26 protein-coding genes are annotated in these 23,874 nt (G+C 64.6%); 23 read left to right on the forward strand and 3 right to left on the reverse strand.

Annotation, left to right across the window (positions count from 1 at the left end; genetic code table 11):
* The first annotated feature begins 136 nt into the window (after positions 1-136).
* From ABLE71_RS20950 to ABLE71_RS21020, 15 genes are all read left to right on the forward strand, one after another.
* Entirely contained in the window at positions 137-1,132 is a 996-nt protein-coding gene (locus ABLE71_RS20950; RefSeq protein ID WP_348785418.1) for a flagellin, read from the forward strand.
* A gap of 358 nt (positions 1,133-1,490) precedes the next feature.
* The gene (fliF, locus tag ABLE71_RS20955; RefSeq protein ID WP_348785419.1) at positions 1,491-3,122 is read left to right on the forward strand and encodes a flagellar basal-body MS-ring/collar protein FliF; all 1,632 of its coding nucleotides are present in this window, start codon (positions 1,491-1,493) and stop codon (positions 3,120-3,122) included.
* Complete coding sequence (locus tag ABLE71_RS20960; protein WP_348785420.1) at positions 3,122-3,736, forward strand: hypothetical protein; 615 nt, start codon at positions 3,122-3,124, stop codon at positions 3,734-3,736. The genes fliF and ABLE71_RS20960 overlap by 1 nt, the downstream gene beginning before the upstream one ends.
* A complete protein-coding gene (locus ABLE71_RS20965) occupies positions 3,733-4,965 on the forward strand; it encodes a MotB family protein (RefSeq protein WP_348785421.1) in 1,233 nt (410 codons plus the stop codon). The genes ABLE71_RS20960 and ABLE71_RS20965 overlap by 4 nt, the downstream gene beginning before the upstream one ends.
* On the forward strand, positions 4,962-6,272 hold the full coding sequence (locus tag ABLE71_RS20970; protein WP_348785422.1) for a chemotaxis protein MotC: 1,311 nt from the start codon (positions 4,962-4,964) through the stop codon (positions 6,270-6,272). Before ABLE71_RS20965 ends, ABLE71_RS20970 begins: the two co-directional genes overlap by 4 nt.
* Complete coding sequence (locus ABLE71_RS20975) at positions 6,269-7,597, forward strand: flagellar hook-length control protein FliK (RefSeq protein ID WP_348785423.1); 1,329 nt, start codon at positions 6,269-6,271, stop codon at positions 7,595-7,597. The genes ABLE71_RS20970 and ABLE71_RS20975 overlap by 4 nt, the downstream gene beginning before the upstream one ends.
* Positions 7,598-7,868: 271 nt before the next feature.
* A complete protein-coding gene (locus tag ABLE71_RS20980) occupies positions 7,869-8,537 on the forward strand; it encodes a response regulator transcription factor (RefSeq protein WP_348785424.1) in 669 nt (222 codons plus the stop codon).
* A gap of 77 nt (positions 8,538-8,614) precedes the next feature.
* Positions 8,615-9,874: a flagellar hook protein FlgE gene (locus ABLE71_RS20985; protein WP_348785425.1), complete on the forward strand. Its 1,260-nt coding sequence runs from the start codon at positions 8,615-8,617 to the stop codon at positions 9,872-9,874.
* Between the two features lie 51 nt (positions 9,875-9,925).
* Complete coding sequence (gene flgK, locus ABLE71_RS20990; RefSeq protein ID WP_348785426.1) at positions 9,926-11,383, forward strand: flagellar hook-associated protein FlgK; 1,458 nt, start codon at positions 9,926-9,928, stop codon at positions 11,381-11,383.
* A 4-nt stretch (positions 11,384-11,387) separates the two neighbouring features.
* Entirely contained in the window at positions 11,388-12,434 is a 1,047-nt protein-coding gene (locus ABLE71_RS20995) for a flagellar hook-associated family protein (protein WP_348785427.1), read from the forward strand.
* A 22-nt stretch (positions 12,435-12,456) separates the two neighbouring features.
* On the forward strand, positions 12,457-12,804 hold the full coding sequence (gene flaF / locus ABLE71_RS21000; protein ID WP_348785428.1) for a flagellar biosynthesis regulator FlaF: 348 nt from the start codon (positions 12,457-12,459) through the stop codon (positions 12,802-12,804).
* Positions 12,801-13,241: a flagellar biosynthesis repressor FlbT gene (flbT, locus tag ABLE71_RS21005; RefSeq protein ID WP_348785429.1), complete on the forward strand. Its 441-nt coding sequence runs from the start codon at positions 12,801-12,803 to the stop codon at positions 13,239-13,241. The genes flaF and flbT overlap by 4 nt, the downstream gene beginning before the upstream one ends.
* Positions 13,241-13,639: a flagellar hook assembly protein FlgD gene (gene flgD, locus ABLE71_RS21010; protein WP_348785430.1), complete on the forward strand. Its 399-nt coding sequence runs from the start codon at positions 13,241-13,243 to the stop codon at positions 13,637-13,639. Before flbT ends, flgD begins: the two co-directional genes overlap by 1 nt.
* A gap of 21 nt (positions 13,640-13,660) precedes the next feature.
* On the forward strand, positions 13,661-13,927 hold the full coding sequence (fliQ, locus tag ABLE71_RS21015) for a flagellar biosynthesis protein FliQ (RefSeq protein WP_348785431.1): 267 nt from the start codon (positions 13,661-13,663) through the stop codon (positions 13,925-13,927).
* A gap of 55 nt (positions 13,928-13,982) precedes the next feature.
* The gene (locus ABLE71_RS21020; protein ID WP_348785432.1) at positions 13,983-14,369 is read left to right on the forward strand and encodes an ester cyclase; all 387 of its coding nucleotides are present in this window, start codon (positions 13,983-13,985) and stop codon (positions 14,367-14,369) included.
* A 16-nt stretch (positions 14,370-14,385) separates the two neighbouring features.
* On the opposite strand, the gene ABLE71_RS21025 is transcribed toward ABLE71_RS21020, so the two are convergent.
* On the reverse strand, positions 14,386-15,078 hold the full coding sequence (locus ABLE71_RS21025) for a helix-turn-helix domain-containing protein (RefSeq protein ID WP_348785433.1): 693 nt from the start codon (positions 15,076-15,078) through the stop codon (positions 14,386-14,388).
* Positions 15,079-15,289: 211 nt separating this feature from the next.
* On the opposite strand from ABLE71_RS21025, the gene ABLE71_RS21030 reads away from it, so the two are divergent.
* The 8 genes from ABLE71_RS21030 (at position 15,290) to ABLE71_RS21065 (ending at position 21,885) form a co-directional block, all read left to right on the forward strand.
* On the forward strand, positions 15,290-16,441 hold the full coding sequence (locus ABLE71_RS21030) for an acyl-CoA dehydrogenase family protein (protein WP_348785434.1): 1,152 nt from the start codon (positions 15,290-15,292) through the stop codon (positions 16,439-16,441).
* Positions 16,442-16,657: 216 nt separating this feature from the next.
* A complete protein-coding gene (gene flhA / locus ABLE71_RS21035; protein WP_348785435.1) occupies positions 16,658-18,745 on the forward strand; it encodes a flagellar biosynthesis protein FlhA in 2,088 nt (695 codons plus the stop codon).
* Positions 18,742-19,494, forward strand: a complete 753-nt coding sequence (gene fliR, locus ABLE71_RS21040; protein WP_348785436.1) for a flagellar biosynthetic protein FliR — start codon at positions 18,742-18,744, stop codon at positions 19,492-19,494. The genes flhA and fliR overlap by 4 nt, the downstream gene beginning before the upstream one ends.
* A 2-nt stretch (positions 19,495-19,496) precedes the next feature.
* Positions 19,497-19,883 carry a hypothetical protein gene (locus ABLE71_RS21045; RefSeq protein WP_348785437.1) on the forward strand — a complete coding sequence of 129 codons (387 nt, stop codon included), beginning with the start codon at positions 19,497-19,499 and terminating at the stop codon, positions 19,881-19,883.
* Between the two features lie 56 nt (positions 19,884-19,939).
* A complete protein-coding gene (locus tag ABLE71_RS21050; RefSeq protein ID WP_348785438.1) occupies positions 19,940-20,527 on the forward strand; it encodes a rod-binding protein in 588 nt (195 codons plus the stop codon).
* A gap of 5 nt (positions 20,528-20,532) precedes the next feature.
* A complete protein-coding gene (locus tag ABLE71_RS21055; protein ID WP_348785439.1) occupies positions 20,533-20,943 on the forward strand; it encodes a hypothetical protein in 411 nt (136 codons plus the stop codon).
* On the forward strand, positions 20,940-21,473 hold the full coding sequence (locus tag ABLE71_RS21060) for a hypothetical protein (RefSeq protein WP_348785440.1): 534 nt from the start codon (positions 20,940-20,942) through the stop codon (positions 21,471-21,473). Before ABLE71_RS21055 ends, ABLE71_RS21060 begins: the two co-directional genes overlap by 4 nt.
* 127 nt (positions 21,474-21,600) lie before the next feature.
* Positions 21,601-21,885 (forward strand): SCP2 sterol-binding domain-containing protein, encoded by a 285-nt coding sequence (locus tag ABLE71_RS21065; RefSeq protein ID WP_348785441.1) that lies wholly within the window; start codon positions 21,601-21,603, stop codon positions 21,883-21,885.
* A gap of 30 nt (positions 21,886-21,915) precedes the next feature.
* Here the strand turns inward: ABLE71_RS21065 and ABLE71_RS21070 are convergent, their stop codons facing one another.
* Together ABLE71_RS21070 and odc2 are read right to left on the reverse strand one after the other, a co-directional pair.
* Complete coding sequence (locus tag ABLE71_RS21070; RefSeq protein ID WP_348785442.1) at positions 21,916-22,494, reverse strand: N-acetyltransferase; 579 nt, start codon at positions 22,492-22,494, stop codon at positions 21,916-21,918.
* Between the two features lie 94 nt (positions 22,495-22,588).
* Entirely contained in the window at positions 22,589-23,722 is a 1,134-nt protein-coding gene (odc2, locus tag ABLE71_RS21075) for an ornithine/lysine decarboxylase (RefSeq protein WP_348785443.1), read from the reverse strand.
* Positions 23,723-23,874: the final 152 nt, after the last annotated feature.

A 23,874-nucleotide genomic window follows, 5' to 3' on the forward strand; every position in this document is an offset into this window, starting at 1 on the left:
TGGTTAACCAATCGCTTATGGCGGGTTGACCATGCGGACAAGCGGCATGATGCCGCCGCCGACATGACGGCGCCTTCAGGCGATTAGAGCCGGCTCTCGGGAGTCGGGCAGGCTGTTCGAAGAAGGGGTGAGTATCGTGTCAAGCATCATGACGAACGCTTCGGCGATGACGGCGCTTCAGACTCTGAGCGCGACCAACAAGTCGCTCGAGACCACGCAGAACCGCATCTCGACCGGCTACCGGGTTTCCGAGGCAAAGGACAACGCCGCCTACTGGTCGATCGCGACCACGATGCGCTCCGACAACAAGGCACTCTCGGTCGTCCAGGACGCGCTCGGTCTCGGCGCCTCCAAGGTCGACACTGCCTATACGGCCATGAATAAGGTCATGGAACGGGTCGACGAGATCAAGGTCAAGCTCGTCGCCGCCGTCGGCGCCAGCGCCGAGAACAAGGACAAGATCCAGTCCGAGATCGCAGCCCTGCAGGTGCAGTTGAAGAGCTTCGCCGATTCGGCAAGCTTCTCCGGCACCAACTGGCTTTCAGTCGCTTCGACCGTCGCCGCGGGCAACCCGGCTGCCGGCACCCATGCCGCCGCCGAGATCGTTTCCTCCTTCAGCCGCGATGCTTCCGGCAACGTCATCCTCTCGAAGATCAACATCAACGTGCAGGGTATCAAGCTATACGACTCGGCCGCCACCACCGCCGAGACGCGCGGCATCGTCGAGGGGCTTCGGCTCGCCACCACTGGCGTGCGCGAAGACACCGCGACGGCCGGCGTCGCCGGCACGGTAGCCGCCACCGACGGTTACTCGGTGTCGACGCTGACCGTCGTCGGCTTCACCGACGCCCAGATCACCCAGATGATCACCGTCGCCGACCAGACGCTTTCCGAGATCGCCGACGCCGCCACGCTGCTCGGCGCCGCCAAGAAGCAGATCGACCTGCAGAAGGAGTTCACCACCAGCCTGATGGACTCGATCGAGCGCGGCGTCGGCCAACTCGTCGACGCGGACATGAACAAGGAATCGACACGGCTGCAGGCCCTTCAGGTGCAACAGCAGCTCGGCATCCAGTCGCTCCAGATTGCCAACAGCAACGCCCAGCGCGTGCTCGCGCTGTTCCAGAACTAAGGCAATTCAAGGAAAATCGGGACCCGGTTTTCCGTCCGGAATTACGACCAAACAAGAAATTGGGCCCCGGATCGAGACCAGATCGGGCCTCCTGGTTTAAGCCTCCGGCCATTCGTCACACCGGTAAGCTTGAGAAGAGCCCGGTTCGCTTCCCGAGAGGGCAGCGGACCGGGCTCTAGCCATTTGTAAGAACAAGATTTTTTGGCGATTTCGGTGTGCTTTTTTTGTCCGGAATCGAGCCCGATTTCATCCTCGCACAAGCTTCGCGACATAGGCTCGGTTGGTCGAAGCATCGGGCCGGAACGGCGTAGCGGTTCTCGGTCGATCCTATGCTGAAGTAAAGCGGGAGCAGAAGTCGGTGCCCGAGCAGTTAAACGCCGTCGTTCAAAACCTGAGGGACTTCGGCCCCCGCCGTCTCGCACTGATGGGCGGCGTCACCGCCCTGGTGCTTGCCGTCATCGCCGTCGCCTCGATCTATCTCAACCGCCCCGCCTACGAGACGCTTTACGTCGGCCTCGAGCGGTCGGACGTAAACCAGATCGGCCTGGTCCTCGGCGAGGCCGGCATCGGCTTCGACGTCGCCTCCGACGGAACCACCGTGCTCGTGCCGGCCGGCACGACCGCGCAGGCACGCATGCTGCTCGCCGAAAAGGGCCTGCCGACCAGCGCCAATGCCGGCTACGAACTCTTCGACAATGTCGGCTCGCTGGGCCTGACCTCATTCATGCAGCAGATTACCCGCGTGCGCGCGCTGGAGGGCGAGATCGCGCGTACCATCCAGTCGATATCCGGCATCCGCGCCGCGCGCGTGCACATCGTCATGTCGGAGCGCGCCAATTTCCGCCGCGACGAGCAGAAGCCGTCGGCATCCGTCGTCATCCGCTCGTCCGAGATGGATGCCGCGCGCAGCGCCTCCTCGATCCGCTATCTCGTCGCCGCGGCGGTGCCAGGCCTCAACGCGGAGGACGTCACCGTGCTCGATTCCTCCGGCACGCTGCTTGCCGCCGGCGACGATCCCAACAACACCAGCGTCAGCCGTTCGCTTGGCGTCGAGCGCACCGTCGAGACGCAGATCGAGGACAACATCCGCCGCGCGCTCGCTCCCTACCTCGGCCCAGACAATTTCCGTGCCAGCGTGAAGGCCGAGGTCAACACCGACACGCGCCAGACCGAGGAAACCATTTTCGATCCTGAATCCCGTGTCGAGCGTTCCGTCCAGATCGTCCGCGCCAACGAGAACAACAGCCGCAAGCAGGCCGGCACGGCGGCGAGCGTCGAGCAGAACCTACCCGAAGCGGAGATCACCTCGACCGAGGGACCGCAGTCCTCCGAGCAGAGCGAGCGCAAGGAAGAGACCACCAACTACGAGATGAATTCCAAGCGCATCGCCACCGTCAGTAACGGCTATTCGGTGACCAAGATGTCGATCGCGGTCGTTGTCAGCCAGCAGCGGCTGACCGCGATCCTCGGCGCCGATGCGACGCCTGAAAAGATCGCCGGTCGCGTCGCCGAGATCCAGAAGCTCGTCTCGTCCGCGACGGGCTTGAACGAAGCGCGCGGCGACGTCATCAGCGTTTCGGCTGTGGAGTTTGTCGACGGGCTCGACGGCGAAGCAATCGAGATGCCGGGCGTCTTCGCCTCGGTTGGCAAGCACGTCGGCACGATGATCAACGCCGCCGCCTTCATCGTCGTTGTCTTCCTGGTCGCATTCTTCGGGCTAAGGCCCATGGTCGCGGCCCTCGGCAGGCCGGCGGCGCCTGCCGCCCCGGCCGCGCCAAGTTTCGAGGACGTCCAGCGCTCCTTGCCGAGCCCTGGCGCCGAGGCCCAGGCCGCGCTCCCCGGCACGCGTCCCGCACCGACGCCGCTTGACGAACTGCGTCAGAAGATCCGCCCCGCCCCGCAGGACAGGCTCGCCCGCATGGTCGACCTGAATGAAGAGCGCACCGCTCACATCCTGCGCAAATGGGCGCATCAGGAAGCAGCGGCGTGATGGCGCCTGCCCTTTTCGATGTCCTGAAGGATTTCGCAACGCGGCCCCAATCGGCCGCTGCGAGCGTTTCGGCATCGCCGCACGTCGCGGCTGGCCCTCCGCTACCGGCCATGCAAGCCCTTGTCGGCGTCGAGGTCGCCAGAGCCGAGGCCGCGCTCGAGAAACGTCTTGCGCTCGCGCACGAAGCTGAACTGGAGGCGCTGCGCCAGGAACACGCCGCCCGGATCGACGAGGTGCTCCGCGCCATCGGCGAAACGGCCGGCGAGACCATCGCGCTGCGGCTGGGCGAAATGGAGGAACGCCTCGGCCGTCAGACTGCGACGACCGCCGCCCGCATCCTTGGCGCGTTCCTGAGCGACGAGTTGCAGAAGCGATCGATGGAGAGCCTGGCGCAGTCGATCCGCGCCGCGGTCGAGGAGCGCGAGACCTTCCGCATCGATATACGCGGACCCCAGTCGCTCTACGAGGCGCTGCAGGCAGCGCTCGGCGACCAGGCCGGCAATTTCGGCTTCGTCGAGGCGCCCGGCTTCGACCTCTCCGTCACCATCGACGGCAATCTGTTTGAAACGCGGCTGTCCGAATGGTCGGCGGTCCTGTCGGAAATCCTCGAATGAGTGCTGCAGCGGTGGGCGAAGAGCCCCGGCAAGAGATCATCATCGTCCGGCGCAGCTACGATCAGGACGAGGGCCATCACGGCGGCGTCTGGAAGATCGCCTTCGCCGATTTCATGACCGCCATGATGTGTTTCTTCCTCGTCATGTGGCTGATCAACGCCGCCAATGAGCAGACGAAAGCGGCCGTCGCCAGCTATTTCAACCCGGTCAAGCTCATCGACCGCAACTCGTCGAAGAAGGGGCTGGAGGATCTCGGCGACGGTCCGAGTTCCGCCGGCATAGCCGCTGAGAACCCGGTGTCCCCCGATGCCAAGGCCGGCGAGGACGGAAGCGGCGATGCCAACGAAAAGTCCAGGCAGGATGTCAGCGAGGAAAACCGCAGCGAGACCCACTCGGACGAGCATCTTTTCGCCAACCCTTACGCCGTTCTCTCGGAGATCGCCGAGGAGACGGGCTTGCTGCAGAACATCAGCACGAGGGGAGACGGCGGCATCCAGACCTCCGGACCGTCGACCGGCGCACATGGCGGCGAGGCTTACCGCGATCCCTTCGCTCCCGATTTCTGGTCGCAGCAGGTGTCTGGCGGCGAGACGGCCGAAGGCGTGAAACCAACCGACGCCGGCCTGCCGGCGAGCGTCGACAAGCCATCCCCGTCGAACGCCCAGGCTTCCACAGACGCGGCTCCCCAGGAGCCGCTCGCCACGGTAGAACCAAGGATCGCCGAAACACCCAAGGCTGAACCTGTCGAGGGCGAGCCGAGCGCCGCCGCCGTGAAGGCAGCCGACGCGATCCGTGGCGAGCTCGCCGAGGCGCTGGGGCCTGCCAGCAAGCTCGCCGAAGGCCTGACCGTGGTTGCGGGTGAGGACGGCGTCACCATCTCGGTCACCGACCAGTTCGACTTCGGCATGTTCGAGGTGGGCTCGGCCGTGCCGCGCCGCGACCTGGTGCTGGCTATGGAGAAGATCGGCAAGATCCTCGCCGGGCAGAAGGGCACGCTCACCATCGAGGGCCACACTGACGCCCGTCCGTTCCGAAACGAGACCTATGATAATTGGCGGCTTTCCACCGCGCGTGCGCATTCGGCCTATTACATGCTGGTGCGCGGCGGGCTCGACGAAAACCGTATCACGACTGTCGCCGGCCACGCCGCGCGCAGGCTCAGGAACACGGCCGATCCGCTCGCGGCTTCCAACCGGCGGATCGAGATCCTGCTGGACGTCGGCGGATGATCGGGCTGCGATCCGGTATCGCCGGCCTCATGGCGTTCGGCGCGGCGCTTCCCGCCGCCGCCGGAGACGAGCCGTCAGGACTCGAGCCATACCAGATCGTGCGCTCGCTCGAACTCGTTCAGGACCGCCTGGCTGGCGGCGACCACGCCGCGCAGCCGATGCAGCGCAAGCTGCTCGAAATGATCGACTCCCGCTTCGCCACCAGGGAGGGTTCGCAGTTCGAGAACGAGCTCAACCGGCGCGCGCTTCTCGTCTATGCCATGAGCGGCGGCAATCCGGTGACTGTCGAGGCCGCTCTCGCCCACCTCGGCAGGGACGACCCTAATCGCAAACTCGGCGAGAGCATCCTGTTCTACGTCAACGGAAAGCCGGACAAAGCGCTCGACGCTTTCGCCTCCGTCGACCCCACGGCGTACACGCAAGACATCGCCATGTATCTTGCCCTGGTCAAGGGTTCGATGCTGTCCAAGGCCGAACCGAAAGAAGCGCTCGCGCTGCTCGACCGCGCACGACTGCTCGCCCCCGGCACGCTGGTCGAGGAGGCCGCACTTCGCCGTTCGATGGCGGTGGCGACCACGCTCGGCGACGCCGTTCGTTTCGTGCGCCTGTCCGAGCAATATGTCCGCACCTATCTCCGTTCGCCCTATGCCGCGCAGTTCGCCGATGCTTTTGTCGCGGGAGTAGTCGCGCTCCACGAGAACGTCGACCGCAAGGCGGTGATCGACATTGCAGCCCTGATGGAGCCGGAACAGGAGAAGGTGATCTACCTCCGGATAGCCCGCCGCGCCGCCATCGACGGGCTGATCGAGCTCGCCGCCTTTGCCGCATCCCGCGCCGAAGGGCTGGAGGACGATCCCCGGGCGGACCTTTACGCCGGCCTGTCCTCGGTAACCTCCGGCGCCGCCGAGGATGTGCTCGGCAAGCTTTCGCGGATCGACCGCGACCGGCTGTCCGAAAACGATCGGCAGCTTCTCGACGCCGCGCGCGCCATCGCAACCGGAATGACCGCTGCTCCGTCCGAACCGAATACTGTCGAGGCGCAGCCCGGGCGGGCAGAGGTTCGAGTTGTCGGCCCAGAACCTGCGATCACGGAGGAGATGACCGACAGAGCTGCTGGCCGACAGGAGCCCACGCCGCACCCCGCGGAGCCAGACACCACGCCTGTCGCGGCCATTCCAATCGCGGTCACAAGCCGGAGCGGCGATGCCGGCATCGACGCCGCAGTTGATCGGGCCGAGGCGATGGTTGCCGCAACGCGCGCGAAGCTCGCGGACATAGATAAATTGATTGGAGCAATGCCCGAATGACGAGCGGTGTGAAGCTGGCGTTGCCGCAGGTGCTGGCGCCGAAGGCCGGCGTCGAGGGCAGGTCCCTTCGCAACCTTGCGCCGCACGGCGATTTTGCCGACACGCTCGCCGCCGGCAAAGTGGCCACGCAACCCAAGGCGGTGCAGTCCAAGGACGACCAGCAGGACGCCGTCCCGCCTGGCGCATGGCCACGGCTGACTGCGAAGCTCGGCACGGCGATCGACCGCATGCAGGGCTCGAGGCTTGCCATCGAGCCGGCCGATCCCGACGTGCAGCACGCCGCGGAACAATCCGCCGATGACGTCGGCATTGCCGTAGAGGACGTGCCGGAGACGGCCGGTCCACCCGCCGAGCAGGCCTCTGGACAGGCCCTCGATACGGTCCAGGCCATCATGTCCTATTCTCAAGCGGCACCCGTCCCCGTCAGGCGGGTCGACGCCAGGAACCCGGATGCCATGACGGCTGCTTCGGACGGGAGGGATATGCGTGTCGCTCCCGGTGTACCAGGTGAGGACGGTCACGCGATTGCGCGCGCGGACGGCAGCATCGAGGAAAGCGCCGCGGCTGGCGGCCGAAACGCTCCACACTCTCCGGCCTCACCCTGGACTGAGCCCGCGGTGCAGGGCGCAGCTGATGCCGCGGACAAGCCCCCACGTGTGGGTCTCACAAGCGGAGCCGCAGCCGCGGTCGACGTTGCCGTGGAAAGCGACAGGAACAGCTCCGAGGGTGTCGGCGATGCCGCAAAGCCGGCTCCGCGCCCGATAATTCTTTCGCAGCAGAACATCCCCGCGCCGATGCCTTCCACAAGTATCTTACTGGCCGAATCCATCGCCGCGAGCGATCTGCTGCCGCCGGTCAATGCGCTCGCGCGCGACGCGATTCATGCTTCCGCGACGCATGTTTCCGCCCAGTCGCTCAAGATTCAGTTGCACCCCGCCGAACTTGGCATGGTGACCGCCACGTTGCGCTTTGCCGGAGAGCAACTCTCGATTGAACTCCAGGTCGAAAATCAGGAGGCTCATCGTCGGCTGTCCAGCGACAGCGAGACGATCGTCAAATCGCTGCGCGACCTCGGCTACGACATCGAGCGCGTGACCATATCACAACCCACGATTGGATCATCTTCTGGTACCCGGGCCGATGGCAATTCAGGGGTGCCCTCGCCGCAGGGGCGCGCTCCCGACCAGTTCGGCTCCGGCGCGGCGAATGGCGGCGGCGCGGGGGCGGGCGGAAGACAGTCGGAACAAGGCGAAAATCCAGGGCATAGCGCCCAGAAGGGCCCCTTGCCGGGGAAAGAGGCCGAAGGCAGCGGCCTGTACATCTGACCCCGCTTCCGCCCAAACTCCCGCACCGGGACGCGCGTCGAGTTAAGCAACCTGAAGCTGTCATTTACTGAAGCTGCGCCGAACCCCGTGCCGACCCGCGGCGGCCGTCGTCGATGGCCTCCGTACGACCCGAAATTAGCGACCGGTTATGCAACCTGCGATTATTTCGACCCCCAAAAAAATGGGGGCAAGAAATGACGGTTAGGCAGGATTCGCGACAAACGGTACGCCTTTGGCATCAGAGAAAAATTCTGATTCGGAGGGCGGGCCGATGATAGTGATCGTAGACGAGCGCGAGCTCGTACAAGAGGGATATCATTCACTTTTTGACCGTGAGGGCGTGGCGACCGCGTCGTTCGGTTCCAACGCATTCGGCGAGTGGGTAACGAGCGCGGCCGACGCGGATCTGAAGTCGGTCCGCGCCTTCCTGATCGGCGACTGCGACAAGGCTGCCGTGTCGCCGCGCAGGATACGTGATCGCACCGGGGCTCCGGTGATCGCGCTCAGCGACCATCATTCGCTCGAGAACACGCTGATGCTGTTCGAGTCGGGCGTCGACGACGTGATCCGCAAGCCGGTCCACATCCGCGAGATCCTGGCGCGCATCACCGCGATCCGTCGCCGCGTCCAGGAAGAGCAGCAGTTCCTTGAAATCGGTTCGATGCGCATCTTCATGGATGGCCGCGAGCCCGAGATCGACGGCGAGCCGCTGCCGCTGCCGCGTCGCGAGCGCCGCATCCTCGAATACCTGGCGGCCAACCGTGGCCGCCGCGTCACCAAGACCCAGGTCTTCAACGCCATCTACGGCATCTTCGACGATGAGGTCGAGGAGAACGTCGTCGAAAGCCACATCTCCAAGCTGCGCAAGAAGCTGCGCGAGAGGCTGGGCTTCGATCCGATCGATTCCAAGCGCTTCCTCGGCTACCGGCTGATCGGATAACCGGTCCCGCACCAGTTTCGCGCAAGTCCAGTGGGCTATCCTGCCCATGGTGAAGTGCAAAGTGGGGAGAAGCCACGATGAGTCTCTATGGAATGATGCGGACCGGCGTGTCCGGCATGAATGCACAGGCCAACCGCCTGTCGACGGTCGCCGACAACATCGCCAATTCCGGCACCACGGGATACAAGCGCTCCTCGACGGAATTCTCCTCGCTCATCATCCCTTCGACCACCGGCAACTACACGTCGGGTGGCGTCACCACTACGATCCGCACATCTGTATCGCAGCAGGGCGACCTGAAATACACGAGTTCCGGCAGCGACCTCGCCATCAACGGCGACGGCTTCTTCGTCGTGCAGAATTCAAGCGGCACGCCCTTTCTCACCCGCGCCGGCTCCTTCGTGCCGGACGGCAACGGCAATCTGGTCAATGCTGCCGGCTTCTACCTGATGGGCTACAGCTTTGACGCCGGCCCGCCGGCCGCCACCGCCAACGGCTTCGGCGGCCTGGAGATGGTCTCGATTGCTCAGGAAGAGTTGCTTGCCGTTCCGTCGACCCAGGGCCTGTTCACAGCCAACCTGCCTGTGGGCGCCGACCCCGTTGCCGCCGGCCTCCTGCCGTCGGCCAACGCCGCCACCGCCACCGCCACGCAGAAGACGTCGCTCGTCGTCTACGACAATCTCGGCTCCGAGGTGGTGCTCGACATCCACTACACCAAGACCGGGACGAACACCTGGGAAGTCGCGGTCTTCAACCAGGCGGGCGCTGCCCCCGGCGCACCCTTCCCCTATGCTCCCGGTTCGCTTCTCGCAACCGCCAACATGACCTTCGATGGCACGACCGGCGCGCTCATCTCGCCTGTCGCCGGCGTCAACATCCCGGTGCCTAACGGCGTCACCTTCAACCTCGACATCTCGAAGATGACGCAGCTCGGCATGGAATATACCGAGCTCAGGGTGGAAGCGAACGGCAACGCGCCTTCGGGCATCGAGAGCATCGAGATCGGCTCGGACGGCACCATGTACGCGCTCTACGAGAACGGCTCCTTCCGCGAGCTATACCGCATTCCGCTCGCCGACGTTCAGAGCCCCGACATGATGACCGCGCTGCCCGGCAACGTCTACACGCTGAGTGCGGATTCGGGCGCCCTGCAGATGGGCTTTCCCGGCTCCGGTGGCCTCGGCTCCATGATCTCCGGCGCGTTGGAGAACTCAAACGTCGACATCGCCGAGGAGCTCACCAACATGATCGAGTCGCAGCGCAGCTATACCGCCAACTCCAAGGTGTTCCAGACTGGCGCCGACCTGATGGACATTCTCGTCAACCTCAAGAGGTAGCCGGGTTACGTAACCCCGGGGTCAGGACCCTAAAGGCTTCTGAAAGTTAGCATGTCGCTGTCTTCCGCCCTCAGCATCGCACAATCGTCGATCAGGAATACTGCCCGGCAGACCAGCATCGTTTCCCGCAACGTCCTGGAAGCGAACAATCCAGACTACAGCCGCCGCATGGCGGTCACGACCAACACGACCGGCGCGCGTTCGATCGAGATCCAGCGAGCCGCCAACGAGCAGCTCTTTCGCCAGAACCTGCAGGCGCTGTCCGCATGGAACGGCCAGAGCACGCTCTACAACGGCATGGAGCAGCTGAACCTCTCCATCAACGGCATCGAGAACGGCAACTCGCCGGCCACGGTGATCGGCAAGCTGCAGGAGGCGCTGCAGCTCTATTCGGCATCGCCGTCGAACCGCAACTTGGCGGAGACCACGCTCGACGCGGCGCGCCAGGTCGTGCGCACGCTGAACGACGGCACCAACGCCATCCAGTCGTTCCGCGCCGTTGCCGACCAGGAGATCTCGACCGCCGTCGGCGAACTCAATAACCTGCTCGCCGATCTGGAGAAGGAGAACAACGCCGTCGTCTCCGGCACGCGCTCCGGCCGCGACATCTCCGACGCGCTCGACCAGCGCGACGCCACGCTGAAGAAGATCGCGGAATATGTGCCGATCTCGACCTTGACCCGCGGCGACAACGACATGATCGTCCTGACCAAGGACGGTTCGACGCTGTTCGAGACCGTGCCGCGCAGCGTCAGCTTCACGCCGACCGGCGTCTATTCCCCCGGCACGACGGGCGGAAAGGTTTTCATCGACGGCGTGCCGATCGATCTCGCCGCCGGCGGCAACACCGGCGCCTCGGGCCGTATCGCCGGCATGATCCAGCTGCGCGACGGCGTCACGGTCACCATGCAGGGCCAGCTCGACGAGATCGCGCGCGGGCTGATCGCCGCCTTCGCCGAGACCTCGCCAACCAACGCGCTTCCGGAAGCGCCCGGCCTCTTCACCTGGCTCGGTGCTCCGGCCATGCCCGCGGCGGGCACGCTGGTCACCGGCCTCGCCGGCCAGATTCGCCTCAACCCCGCGATGGACTCCGCGCGGGGCGGCAATCCCGAACTGCTGCGCGACGGCGGCGCCAGCGGCGCAGGCTATGTCCACAACACCGGCGGCAACGCATCCTATTCCGGCCTGCTCATCTCCTATGGCGACCGCATCGACGCGCCGATGGCCTTCGACCCTTCGACCGGCATCGAATCCTCCTCGAGCCTCGCCGACTATTCGACCGCGGCGATCGGCTGGTTCGACGGCATGCGCAAGGAGGCGTCCGACGCCGCGGCTTCCAAGGAGGCGCTCGCCGTATACACGGCCGAGGCGCTGTCCAACGAGACCGGCGTCAACATCGACATGGAGATGTCGCTGCTGCTCGACCTCGAGCACTCCTACGAGGCGTCCGCCAGGCTGATCCGGGCTGTCGACGAGATGCTCGCAGCGCTTCTCGAAGCGGTGAGGTAGGCCGATGAAGGCCTCGTTCGTTTCTTCCCTCTCCGTTTCCCAGGCGATGCGTTATTCGACCATGCGCACCTCCAGCGACCTCGTGAAAGCGCAGAAGGAGCTCGATACCGGCAAGGTCTTCGACAGTGGCCTGGCGCTCGGGGCGCGCACCGTGCAGACCGTCACCTTCGCGCGCGATCTCGAACGGCTGAACGGCATCGTCGATTCCAACGGCCTGGTGTCGGCGCGGCTCACGGCCACACAGGCGGCGCTGGGCCAGATCGCCGGCGCCGCGCAGGAATTCCTCGGCGTGCTCACTGCCAGCGTCTCCGGCGATGCCGCGGCCTCCGTCACCAGGGACAGCGGCAGTTCCGCGCTCGCCGCGCTGACCTCGATCCTCAACACGCCGATCAACGGCGAGTATATCTTCGCCGGCATCAACACAGATGTGAAGCCGCTCGATGGTTTCGCCGCCGGCTCGCCGGCCAAGACCGCCTTCGACGCAGCCTTCCAGACGCATTTCGGCTTTAGCCAGGACGATCCGGCGGCGGCCAACATCACCACCGCCCAGATGGACGCCTTCATGACGACGGCGCTCGAGCCGCAGTTCCTCGGCGCCGGCTGGCAGGCCAACTGGTCGAACGCCACCGATCAGACCATCGTCAGCCGCATCGCTCTCAAAGAGACGTCGGAGACGTCGGTCAGCGGCAACGACGACGGCATACGCAAGCTCGCCATGGCCGCCGCCGCGATCAGCGATCTCTTCGACAGCAATCTCTCAGCCGCCGGCAAGGAGGCCCTTGTCAACCGCGCCGTAGGACTGGTCGGCGAGGCAATCAGCTCCATCGCCGACCTTCAGGCGCAGACCGGCGTCGTGGAGCAGCGCGTCGACGCGGCAAGCGAGCGCATGAAGGTTCAGGTCGACCTGTTCGAGCTTTCGATCATCGAGACAGAGGGGGTCGATCCCTACGAGGCGGCTAACCGCGTCAAGGAACTGCTCTCGCACATCGAAACCTCCTACGCGCTCACCGCGCGCATTCAGCAGCTCAGCCTGCTCCGATTCCTAGGCTAACGGCAGCACAGACGGGATACACATGTACCAATTCTCCTATGCCGACATCCAGACCGACTCAGTGGCCGACGCCAAGGATCGCGAGCGCCAGCTTCTGACGCGCTCGATCGACATGCTTGTCGCGGCGCGCGCCGTCGGCAGCGACTCGATGGAAGCGATCGAGGCGCTTCATTTCATGAACCGCGTCTGGACATCCTTCATGGAAGACCTCGGCAGCCAGGAAAATGCCCTGCCGCGCGAGCTGCGCGCCAATCTGATCTCGATCGGCCTGTGGCTCCTGCGAGAGGCCGAGGACGTGCGCCAGGGCCGCTCCGACAATTTCGACGGTCTGATCGAAGTTTCCCAGATCATCCGGGATGGCATCCAATGAAGAACACGCTGAAAATCTCGCTGAAGCCCAACGAGAAGATCTACCTCAACGGCGCCGTCGTCAGGGTCGACCGCAAGGTCACGCTGGAACTGCTCAACGACGTGCAGTTCCTGCTCGAAAGCCATGTGCTGCAGATCGACGAGGCGTCGACGCCGCTGCGCCAGCTCTATTTTATCCTGCAGGTCATGCTGATGAACCCGACCGGCGCGAACGACGCCTACGAGATGTTCCGCCGCTCGCTGCCCTTGATGATCGCAAGCTTCGACGATCCGGAGATAACAGGCACGCTGAAGCATATCGACCAGATGGTCGGCGAAGGTCACGTCTACGAGGCGCTGAAGGCTATCCGCGGCCTCTATCCGCTCGAACGCCGCGCGCTGGGCGAGAACGACGACAACCCGCCCGAGAAGCAGCAGTTTAGGGCCGGAGCCGCCTGATGAGCATGACCGTTCCCGCGACCAGCGGCTCCACTTACACCACCCAGTCCGACGCTGTCTCGAAGACGCAGGTCGACTACCAGTCCTTCCTTAAGCTGCTCGTCGCGCAGATGAAGAACCAGGATCCTACCAACCCCATGGACTCCACACAGTACATGGCGCAGCTTGCCGCCTTCAGCCAGGTCGAACAGTCGGTGCAGATGAACACCAAGCTCGACCAGATGCTGCAATCCTCGACGCTGGAGCAGGCAGCCTCCATCATCGGCCGGACCGTCACCTCCGCCGACGGCGAGACGTCAGGCAAGGTCGCCGAGGTACGCCTGGTCTCCAACGGCATCGTCGCCGTGCTCGATGGCGGCAAAGAGGTTAGCGTCGGGCCCGGCGTGAAGATTTCGTAGATGGGTAGATAAAGAGCGAGCATGAACGAGGCCGACGCACTCGACATTGTCCAGTATGCCATCTGGACCGTATTGACCGCCTCAGGTCCGGCCGTCGCCGCCGCGATGCTGGTAGGCGTCGGCATCGCACTCGTCCAGGCGCTCACCCAGATTCAGGAAATCACCCTGACCTTCGTGCCGAAGATCGTGGCGATCATGCTGGTCGTCGCCTTCACCGGCCCTTTCATAGGCGCGCAGATTTCCGCCTTCGCCAACGTCATCTTCGAACGCATCGAAACGGGGTTTTAGGAACCGCATCGGCTCCTGACGGTTACGCCTTTGGCTTGGCGCATGGGTGATTGCCATGGACAAGATCGAGCTTTCGAACACGTACCGACGCTACATCGGCTGCCTGAACGCGCAGGATTGGGCGAGGCTCGGACAGTTCGTCCACGACCAGGCCCGGCACAACGGCAGGCCGTTCGGGCTGTCGGGTTATCGCGAAATGCTGGAGCGGGATTTCAACCAGATCCCGGACCTTCATTTCAATATCGCGCTGCTGGTCTGCGACCCGCCCTTCGTGGCGAGCCGGCTTGACTTCAACTGCACGCCGCGCGGCGAATTCCTCGGCCTTCCGGTGAACGGCAAGCGCGTGTCTTTCTCGGAAAACGTGTTCTACCGTCTTCGCGACGGAAAGATCGAGGAGGTCTGGTCCGTCATCGACAAGGCGGCCATCGAAGCCCAGCTCTAAACAATAGCCGCATCGTTCAGGCCGCCTTCACGTGCTCCCGCGCGAACGGGCTAAGCCCCAGCCATTGTTGCATGGCGCCCGCAAGCGCGCGGTCGCCATCGAGTTCAATCGCGCCCGAATCGATCTCGCTCCGCAGCTTCGCGACCCCCATCCAGACAGCCGTCATGGTTCTGAGCGGCGAACGCACCAGCAGGTCCACCTCGAAGCCGGGATCATAATAGCAGAGGTCGACATCGCCTTCCTCGACCACCAGCCAGTAATTCTGCTTTGTCGGCGATAGTTCGGGGTACTGAAACTGAATCGTGCATTTGCGCGGCGGCAGCGGCTCCGGCACCAGGTTGCGGCGCATGTCCCACATCAGCAGCGTCGGATCGAGGTTGCGCAGCGAAAGCTGCGATTCCACCCAGCGCGAGCCCCACATGCCAAGCCCCATGACCACGCCCTTGAGGTCCAGTCCCGCAGGCGTCAACCCGTATTCCACCGCGCCGCCCTTGCCGCGCACGACCGAGACGATCCCGGCTTTCTCCAGTTCTTTCAAACGCTTGGAGAGCAGCGCCGGGGACATGCGCGGCACGCCGCGCCGTAAATCGTTGAAGCGGGTCGTCCCGCACAGCAACTCGCGCAGGATGAGCGGAGTCCAGCGGGAACAGAAGACCTCCGCCGCCATCGAAACCGGGCAGAATTGTCCAAATCCACTGCGTTCAGGCATAGATCACCATCCGCTCCCCATGGGACTATACACTGAAACCTGCCGGTTTCCATTTCTTGCCGCCGAAGAAGCAGCCCGGTTACGGGCGACGGCTAGCGTCCCACCTCCCGATGGCAAATCCGGTCACGACCCTGCCGGTACAGTTCTGGAACTAGACCAGCGCCCGGCTTGAGACGAAATTCGGGTACCCAATAGCAAGAGGAAGCCAAAAATGATTGCCGGCAACGCACTCAAGAAATCCGCAATGGAAGCCGAAACGGTCGTCGAGATCGCCTGCCGGCTTGCACCGGCCTTCGCAGCCAACGCCGCGAAAGCCGACGAAGGCGACCGTTTCGTCGCCGACAACTACAAGGCCTTGAAATCGTCAGGCGTCGTCGAGGCGGCCGTGCCGGTCGAGCTTGGCGGGCGCGGCGCGGAGATCGCCGAGCTTTGCGACATGATCCGCGTCATCGCGAGAAGCTGCGGCTCCACCGGCCTCGCCTTCTCCATGCACACGCACCAGGTCGCGATTCCCGCCTGGCGCTGGCGTCACCAGAAGATCGCCGCGGTCGAGCCGCTCTTGAAGCGCGTCGCCGCGGAGAAGATTATCCTCCTGTCGAGCGGCGGCTCCGACTGGATCGGCGGCTCCGGCAAGGCGGAGAAGGTCGAGGGCGGCTACAGGATCACCGCGCGAAAAGTCTTCACCTCCGGCGCGCAAGCCGGCGACCTGTTGATGACCGGCGCGATCCTCGATGGCGAGCCCGCCAAGGTGCTGCATTTCGGCGTGCCTATGAAGGCGCCGGAAGTGACCGTCGTCGAGACCTGGCGCACGCTCGGCATGCGCGGCACCGGCTCCAACGACGTCGTGATCGACGGCCTTTTCATCCCGGACGCAAACGTCGCCTTGGCGCGCAATGCCGGCGAGTGGCATCCGCTCTTCCAGATCATATCGACCGTCGCCTTCCCGCTGGTCTACGCCGCCTATCTCGGCGTCGCCGAAAGCGCCCGCGACATCGCCGTAGATTTGGCGAAGAAGAAGCCCGCGAATGCCCACGTGACAAACCTGGCCGGCCGCATGGACACCAGCCTGCGCGCCGCTCAGATCGCCCATCGCCACATGGTGGCTACGGTCGAGCAGAACGCACCGTCGGCGCAATCGGTCAACGAGGTGATGATCGGCCGTGCATTGGTCGCCGACCACGCCATAAAGGCGGTCGAACTGGCGCTGGAGCTTGCCGGCGGAGCGGGCTTCTACCGCGCGGCCGGCCTGGAACGCTGCTTCCGCGACGTCCAGGGCGCTCGCTTCCATCCGCTTCAGCAAGGCCCGCAGGCGGCCTATGCCGGCTCGATGGCGTTGGGCCTGCCCGTCGACACGGTGTTTTGACGCACGAGCGCCGCAAGCATGGCGCTTCCTCTCCCCCGCTCGATCGGGGGAGAGGCGCATAGAGCGTTGAAACGTCGGCAGAGTTTCCTCTCACCTGCGATTTCCAAGTTTATCGCGGCCCGCGCCCCGCAGCCGTGCCCCACCCTCGCACAAGCTTGACGCCCTACCCTCGGCCCTGCCTGCGCATGCGCGGGCTGCTTGCGATTGGACCGAGACATGGCGATCACCGAGACAGCCGGCGTCGAGCCGGCGGCCAGAAACAGCCGCGATGTGTTCTTTGCGCTCGGCATCGTCGTCATCCTTGCGGTGCTGTTCCTGCCAATCCCGGCCTTCTTGATCGACGTCGGACTCGCTTTCTCCATTGCGCTGTCGGTGCTGATCCTGATGGTCGCGCTTTGGATCGCGCGGCCGCTCGACTTCTCGTCGTTCCCGACCATCCTGCTCATCGCCACCATGCTGCGCCTGTCGCTCAACATCGCGACGACGCGCATGATCCTTTCGCACGGCAATGACGGCACGCACGCCGCCGGCTACGTGATTTCCGGCTTCTCGAACCTGGTGATGTCGGGCGATTTCGTCATCGGCCTCATCGTGTTCATGATCCTGGTCATCGTGAACTTCATCGTCATCACCAAGGGCGCCACGCGCATCGCCGAGGTCGGCGCGCGCTTCACCCTCGACGCCATCCCCGGCAAGCAGATGTCGATCGACGCCGATCTCTCCGCAGGCGTCATCGACGACAAGACAGCGCAGCTTCGTCGCCGCGAACTGGAGGAGGAATCGTCCTTCTTCGGCTCGATGGACGGCGCCTCGAAATTCGTGCGCGGCGACGCCATCGCGGGCCTGATCATCACCTTCATCAACATCGTCGGCGGCATCACCATCGGCTATTTCCGCCACGGCATGGACCTCGGCAAGGCGTCAGACGTCTTCATCAAGCTTTCGGTCGGCGACGGGCTGGTGACCCAGATCCCGGCACTGATCGTCTCGCTCGCCGCCGGCCTGCTCGTCTCCAAGGGCGGTACGCGCGGCTCGGCCGACAAGGCGGTGTTCGGCCAACTCGGCGCCTATCCGCGCGCCCTCTACGTCGCCGCCTTGCTGCTGCTGTTGCTCGCCCTGATGCCGGGCCTGCCGATGCTGCCCTTTGTCTCGCTCGCGGGCGCGATGGTGGCGATCGCTTACATCATTCCCCTCCAGCAGAGCCGGCGCGTCGCCGCCGCCGACGCGGTGAAGAAGGAGGCGGCTGCGAACAAGGCCGACGAGGAAAAGAACTCGGTCAAGGCCTCGCTTGCAACCGCCGAGATCGAACTGCTGATCGGCAAGCAGCTTTCCACGAGGCTCCTCGTCGCGCATCAGGAGCTTGCGTTCCGCATGTCGAAGATGCGCAAGAAATTCGCGACGCAGTACGGTTTCGTCGTGCCCGAGGTGAAGCTGACCGACGACTTCGCGATCCCGTCCAAGAGCTACCAGATCAAGGTGCACGGCACCGTCGTCGCCGAACACGCCATGCGCGTCGGCGAGGTGATGGTGCTGCTCGGCAGCCGCACCCAGCCGGACATTCCGGGCGAAGAGGTGCGCGAGCCGGCCTTCGGCATGCGCGCCTGGTCGGTGCCGGAGATGTTCTCGGAGGACCTGAAGCGGGAGCAGTACACTTTCGCCGACAACATGTCGGTGCTCCTGACCCACCTCTCCGAGGTCATCCGCAACAACCTGCCGCAGCTTCTCTCCTACAAGGACATGAAGGCGCTGCTCGAACGGCAGGACCCGGAATACAAGAAGCTCGCCGACGAAATCTGCACCTCGCACATCACCTATCCGGGCCTTCAGGCCGTGCTCAAGCTGCTGCTCGCCGAACGCGTCTCGATCCGCAACCTGCACCTCATCATCGAGGCTATCGCCGAGATCGCGCCGCATGTGCGCCGCACCGAGCAGATCGTCGAGCATGTGCGCATCCGCATGGCGCAGCAGATCTGCGGCGATCTCAGCGAGGGCGGCGTGCTCAAGGTGCTGCGGCTCGGCAACCGCTGGGACCTCGCCTTCCACCAGAGCCTCAAGCGCGACGCCAAGGGCGAGGTGCGCGAGTTCGACATCGACCCGCGCCAGCTCGAGGAATTCGGCCAGGATGCCTCGAAGGCGATCCGCGCTCATCTCGACGCCGGCGAGCGTTTCGTGCTGGTCACAGCGCCCGACGCTCGGCCCTATGTGCGCATGATCGTCGAGCGCCTGTTCCCGACCCTGCCGGTGCTGAGCCACGTCGAGATCGCCAAGGGCATCGAACTGCGTATCCTCGGGACCATCTCTTGACCGCGACCGTCGAAGGCGCGGTCATCGCCGCGTTCCTCGCCTTCTGCCGAATCGGCGCGTGCTTTCTCGTCATGCCCGGCCTGTCTTCCGTGCGCGTGCCGATCCAGGTCCGGCTCTTCATGGCGCTCGCCGCCACCGGCGGCCTGCTCGTACTGTTGTGGGATCAGATCTTCCCGTTCGCCGATCGCCGCCCGGGCGTTCTTGTCCCGCGCATCGCTTCCGAGCTTCTGATCGGCGTCCTGATCGGGCTGATGGCGCGGCTCTACATTCTCGCTCTGCAGTTTATCGGCGCGGCCATAGCCATGCTGATCGGATACGGCGGCACCAGCGGACCGGGCATCGAGGACGGCGAACCGCAGGCGGCGCTCGGCGCCATCATCTCTTTCTCGGCGCTGCTGCTGCTCTTCGTCTTCGACTTCCACCACGAGATCATTCGCGCGCTTGTCGCCTCCTACCAAGTTGCGCCGCTCGACGTTCTGTTCAACCCGCAGGCAGCCCTCGTGGACGTCACCGACACGCTGTCGGAATCCTTCCTCGTGGTCTTGCGGCTCGGCAGCCCGTTCGTCGCCTACTCGCTTCTGGTCAACCTGACCATCGGCTTCGTCAACAAGCTGGTGCCGCAGATACCGGTCTATTTCATCTCGCTGCCCTTCGTCATCGCGGCCGGGCTGATCATCTTTTACTTCGCCATCGGCACCATGCTGAGCCTCTTCGCCGACGGATTCGTCGACATCACCATCGGGAGGTAGGCATGACCAATCGCGCGCGGCGGCTGAAAAAAATCCTGACGCTGCAGGAGCAGCTCAAGGCTATGCACGAGCTTCGTCATGCCAACTTCGTCGCACAAGCCGTCGCGGCGAAAAACGAGGCTGCCGAACTCGTCGACCGCTTCAACTCGGACGGCCAGATGCCGTCCCTGTTTCCGGAAGTCTATCACCGGCATATCGGGGCGGCCATCTCGCGCGAAGGCGCCAACAGGGATCTCGCCACCGGCGAGGCGGCGAAGGTCGCGACCGCGACCGCGCGCGCCAACATGGTCGAGCGAAGCTGGCGCGAGGCGCGCGCAGCCGACGAACGCGAAAGGGGCGACCGTGAGCGGCTGGATATCATCGGCCAGCGGCTGAAGCCCGCCAAGTAAGGCTGCCACAAGCTTGCACGTTCATGATCGCAAGCTGACGAAACAAGGACGCCGTCGTGCCCATCTCCGCGCCAAGCCAGATCGGACTGGACATCTTGCGTTCCCCCGCGCTTGCCGGGATCGAGGCCGCGCGCGCCGAACGCTTGAGCCGGTCCGACGCGGCGGCGAGCCAATTCGAGGTTGGCTCGACCGGCGATGCCAAGGCGCCCGGCGCCGCCGACAAGGCGGCAACCCCTGCAGGCTTCAGGCGCTTCGAGGCGATGGTGCTGCAGACCTTCATCCAGAACATGCTGCCGAAGGACGGCGCCGCCGTCTATGGCAAGGGCATGGCAGGAGACATGTGGAAATCGCTGCTTGCCGAGAAGGTGGCGACGGTGATGGCCGACCGGGGCGGCATCGGCATCGCCGACCGTGTTCTCGGCGACCGCTATGCTACAGCCGCACAGGCCGCCCCTGAAGCTCCGGCGGCGAAATCCCTTGCCGCGCCGGAGGTCGATCGCGGGGCTTCGATTGCCCCGGCGGTCGTCGAAGGGATGCAGCGGTCGCTCTCGCAATTGATCACCGACGAACTGACGGCGTCGCCGGAGAGCGAACGCCCGACAGACGGCCCGACCGAAATCCAGTCCATCACCGAGCGCGGATAGATCAGATGTCTGAGTATGCCCCCAATAGCCAGAGCCTCGCCCTGCGCCCCGCTCCCGAGCCGGCTGCCCGGCCCGGCAACCTCGGCGCGCTCATCGGCCGCATAACGGAGGCGGTCGCCGAGGAAACGGCTTCGATCCGCACCGACATCCGTTTCGACATCAAGGCGTCGAACGCGAAGAAGAGCCGCTACCTCTACGAGCTGACGCGCGCGCTGAAAGGCGCCGGTCAGGGCGACGTGCCCGCCGAACACCGCGACGGCCTCATCCGGCTGCGCGACAAGCTCTCCGATAACGAGGCGGTGATCCGCGCGCATCTCAATGCGGTCAACGAGGTCGCGACGCTGATGCAGAACGTCATCCAGCACGCCGAGAACGATGGCACCTACTCGGCCGGCGAATTCGGCTACGCGCGGTGATCAAGTTCATCGCCGCCGCGATCTGGCTTTGCGCCGTCACCATCGGCGCAGTATTCTATTCCTTCCAGAACGCGGCGGCCAGGATCGACGCTCCCGCGCCGCCGCCGCTGCTCGGCGGGCTCGACTACGTCAAAACCGAGATCGTCTCGGTTCCGGTGCTGAAGAACGGGGATATCGACGGTTATTTCCTCACGCGACTGGTCTACACGGTCGAGCCGGAGAAGATGGCCAGGCTGTCGGTGCCGGCGGAGGCGCTGATCGTCGACCAGGTCTATTCCTATGTCTACGGCAATCCCGATCTCGACTTCGTGAGCCACGAAACGCTCGACCTCGACGCGTTCCGCTCGGGAATACGCAGCAAAATCAACGAGAAGGTCGGCGAGGATCTGGTTCACGAAGTGCTCGTCGAGCAGGTCGATTTCCTCTCAAAGGAAGAAATCCGCGACAACACGATCCGCCGCAAGCTTCAGGCCGGAGCCACCGCCCGCGAGATGGCGAAGGGCTTCAAGGAGCCGCCAAAGTCGCATTGACGGGCCGCGCAGGCTCACCCATGGTAACGCCAGCCCAGGCTTGAGCTGGCGCGCTTTCCGGCTATTTTCTGCGAGGGCCTCCGGCCGCAGTGCGGCCTGTAACGGCATGGAAACACAGGAGAATTCGATGGGCGTCGTTGAGATCGCGGATCAGATCAAGCCGAAGGTGGAGAGTGCGGGCTTCGAGCGCTCGGTGAAGTTCGACACGGGTGCGGACGGGGTGATCGTCATCGACGGGGCGACGATCTCGACGAGCGACGCGCCGACGGACTGCACGATCAAGCTGTCGCTTTCGGATCTCGAGGACCTGATTTCAGGCGATCTCAGCCCGACGGCGGCCTTCATGACGGGCAAGATCAAGATCGAGGGCGACATGTCGGTCGCCATGGCGCTCAGCCAGCTGATCGGCTGAGCGCTTAAAACATTGTAAGGAAAGGCTTTTTCAGGCGGCTTTGGCGACGCGGGCCGGCTTCGCCTTGCGCCCCGCGGCCGTGAGCGTACCGGTCGCGCCGTCGAGTGCGCCGGGTACCAGTTCCAGCGCCAGGAAGCGGTGACGCTCGTAGGGACCGGGCATGGCAAGCCCGCCGGTCTTCTCCGCCGTGAAGCCGAAACGCCCGTAATAGGACGCGTCGCCAACGAGCAGGATCGCCCGGTGGCTGAGGCGTTTCGCCTCTAAAATTGCGTGTGACATTAATGCCTTGCCGATGCCGGCGCCCTTCAGCGACGGCTCGACCGCAAGCGGCCCGAGCAGCAGAACCGGGCGGCCGTCGCCGGTGGCGACGTCCCACAGGCGCACCGTACCGGCGAGTACGCCATCCCCGCGGCGCGCCAAGAAAGCCAGGCCCTCGGACGGCCGCCGGCCGCGGCGCAGCTTCTGCGACGATTTACGCTTCCATTTCAGGCCCATAGCGCGATCGAGCAGCGCCTCGCGCGCGGCCGACAGTGCGGGGGCCTGTTGGTCGATTTCGGCGACGACGGTAAACGACACGGCATTTTGCCGAACGATTTCAGCGGCTTCCATTTATCCAACCCTTTGCGAGCAGCAGATTTTGTTCACAAGAGCTGGAAGCCCGCGAAAAGCGCGGACTTCCAGGCGATCCGATGGGAAATTCCCCTCAGATCACGTAGGATCGGAGCGGCTCGAAGCCGTTGAAGGCGACCGAGGCGTAAGTCGTCGTGTAGGCGCCCGTCCCCTCGATCAGAACCTCGTCGCCGATGGTCAGCGACAGCGGCAGCGGATAGGGCGTCTTCTCGTACATCACGTCGGCCGAATCGCAGGTCGGGCCGGCGAGCACGCAGGGCGCCGTCTCGGTGCCGTCATGCGCGGTCGAGATCGGATAGCGGATCGCCTCGTCCATCGTCTCGGCGAGGCCGCCGAACTTGCCGATGTCGAGGAACACCCAGCGCACATTGTCGTTGTCGGCCTTCTTCGAGATGAGCACGACTTCCGACTTGATGACGCCGGCATTGCCGACCATGCCGCGGCCAGGCTCGATGATGGTCTCCGGGATCTGGTTGCCGAAGTGCTTCGACAGCGCCTCGAAGATCGCCTGGCCGTAGGCCTGCGCCACCGGCACGTCCTTCAGGTAGCGGGTTGGGAAACCGCCACCCATGTTGACCATCTTGAGCACGATGCCTTCCTCGGCGAGCGTCGCGAAGACGCGCTTGGCATCGCCGAGCGCGCGGTCCCAGGCCGACAGGTCGCACTGCTGCGAGCCGACGTGGAACGAGACGCCATAGGCGTCGAGGCCAAGCGACTTCGCATGGCGCAGCACGTCGACGGCCATGGCGGGCACGCAGCCGAACTTGCGCGACAGCGGCCACTCGGCGCCTTCGCCGTCGGTGAGCACGCGGCAGAAGACGCGCGCGCCCGGAGCGGCGCGAGCAATCTTCTCGACCTCCTCTATCGCGTCGACGGCGAAGAGGCGGATGCCCAGCGAAAAGGCGCGCGCGATGTCGCGCTCCTTCTTGATGGTGTTGCCGAAGGAAATGCGCTCGGCGGGAGCACCCGCATCAAGCGCCATCTCGACCTCGGCAACGGACGCGGTGTCGAAGGACGAGCCCATCGAAGCGAGCAGGCGCAGGATCTCCGGCGCCGGGTTCGCTTTCACCGCGTAATAGATTCTGGAATCGGGCAGAGCCTTCTCGAAGGCGCGGAAATTGTCTCTGACGACATCGAGATCGACGACGAGGCACGGTCCATCGGGACGTCGGGTGGCGAGGAAGTCGAGGATGCGCTGGGTTGCCATCTAAGTCTCTCCATTCGCGCTTTTCGGGCGCGCAAGCATGCTCATGCTCGCGCGCCACTCGGGCCGCGCGGACATGCGGGTCAAACAAAGGCGGGACAGGAGTTCATGGAACCAGCCGGTGGAGACCCCGGAACCATGAAAAGCCGTCTCGC

It is taken from the genome of Mesorhizobium sp. KR9-304, assembly GCF_040049215.1.
GTDB lineage: Bacteria > Pseudomonadota > Alphaproteobacteria > Rhizobiales > Rhizobiaceae > Mesorhizobium_K.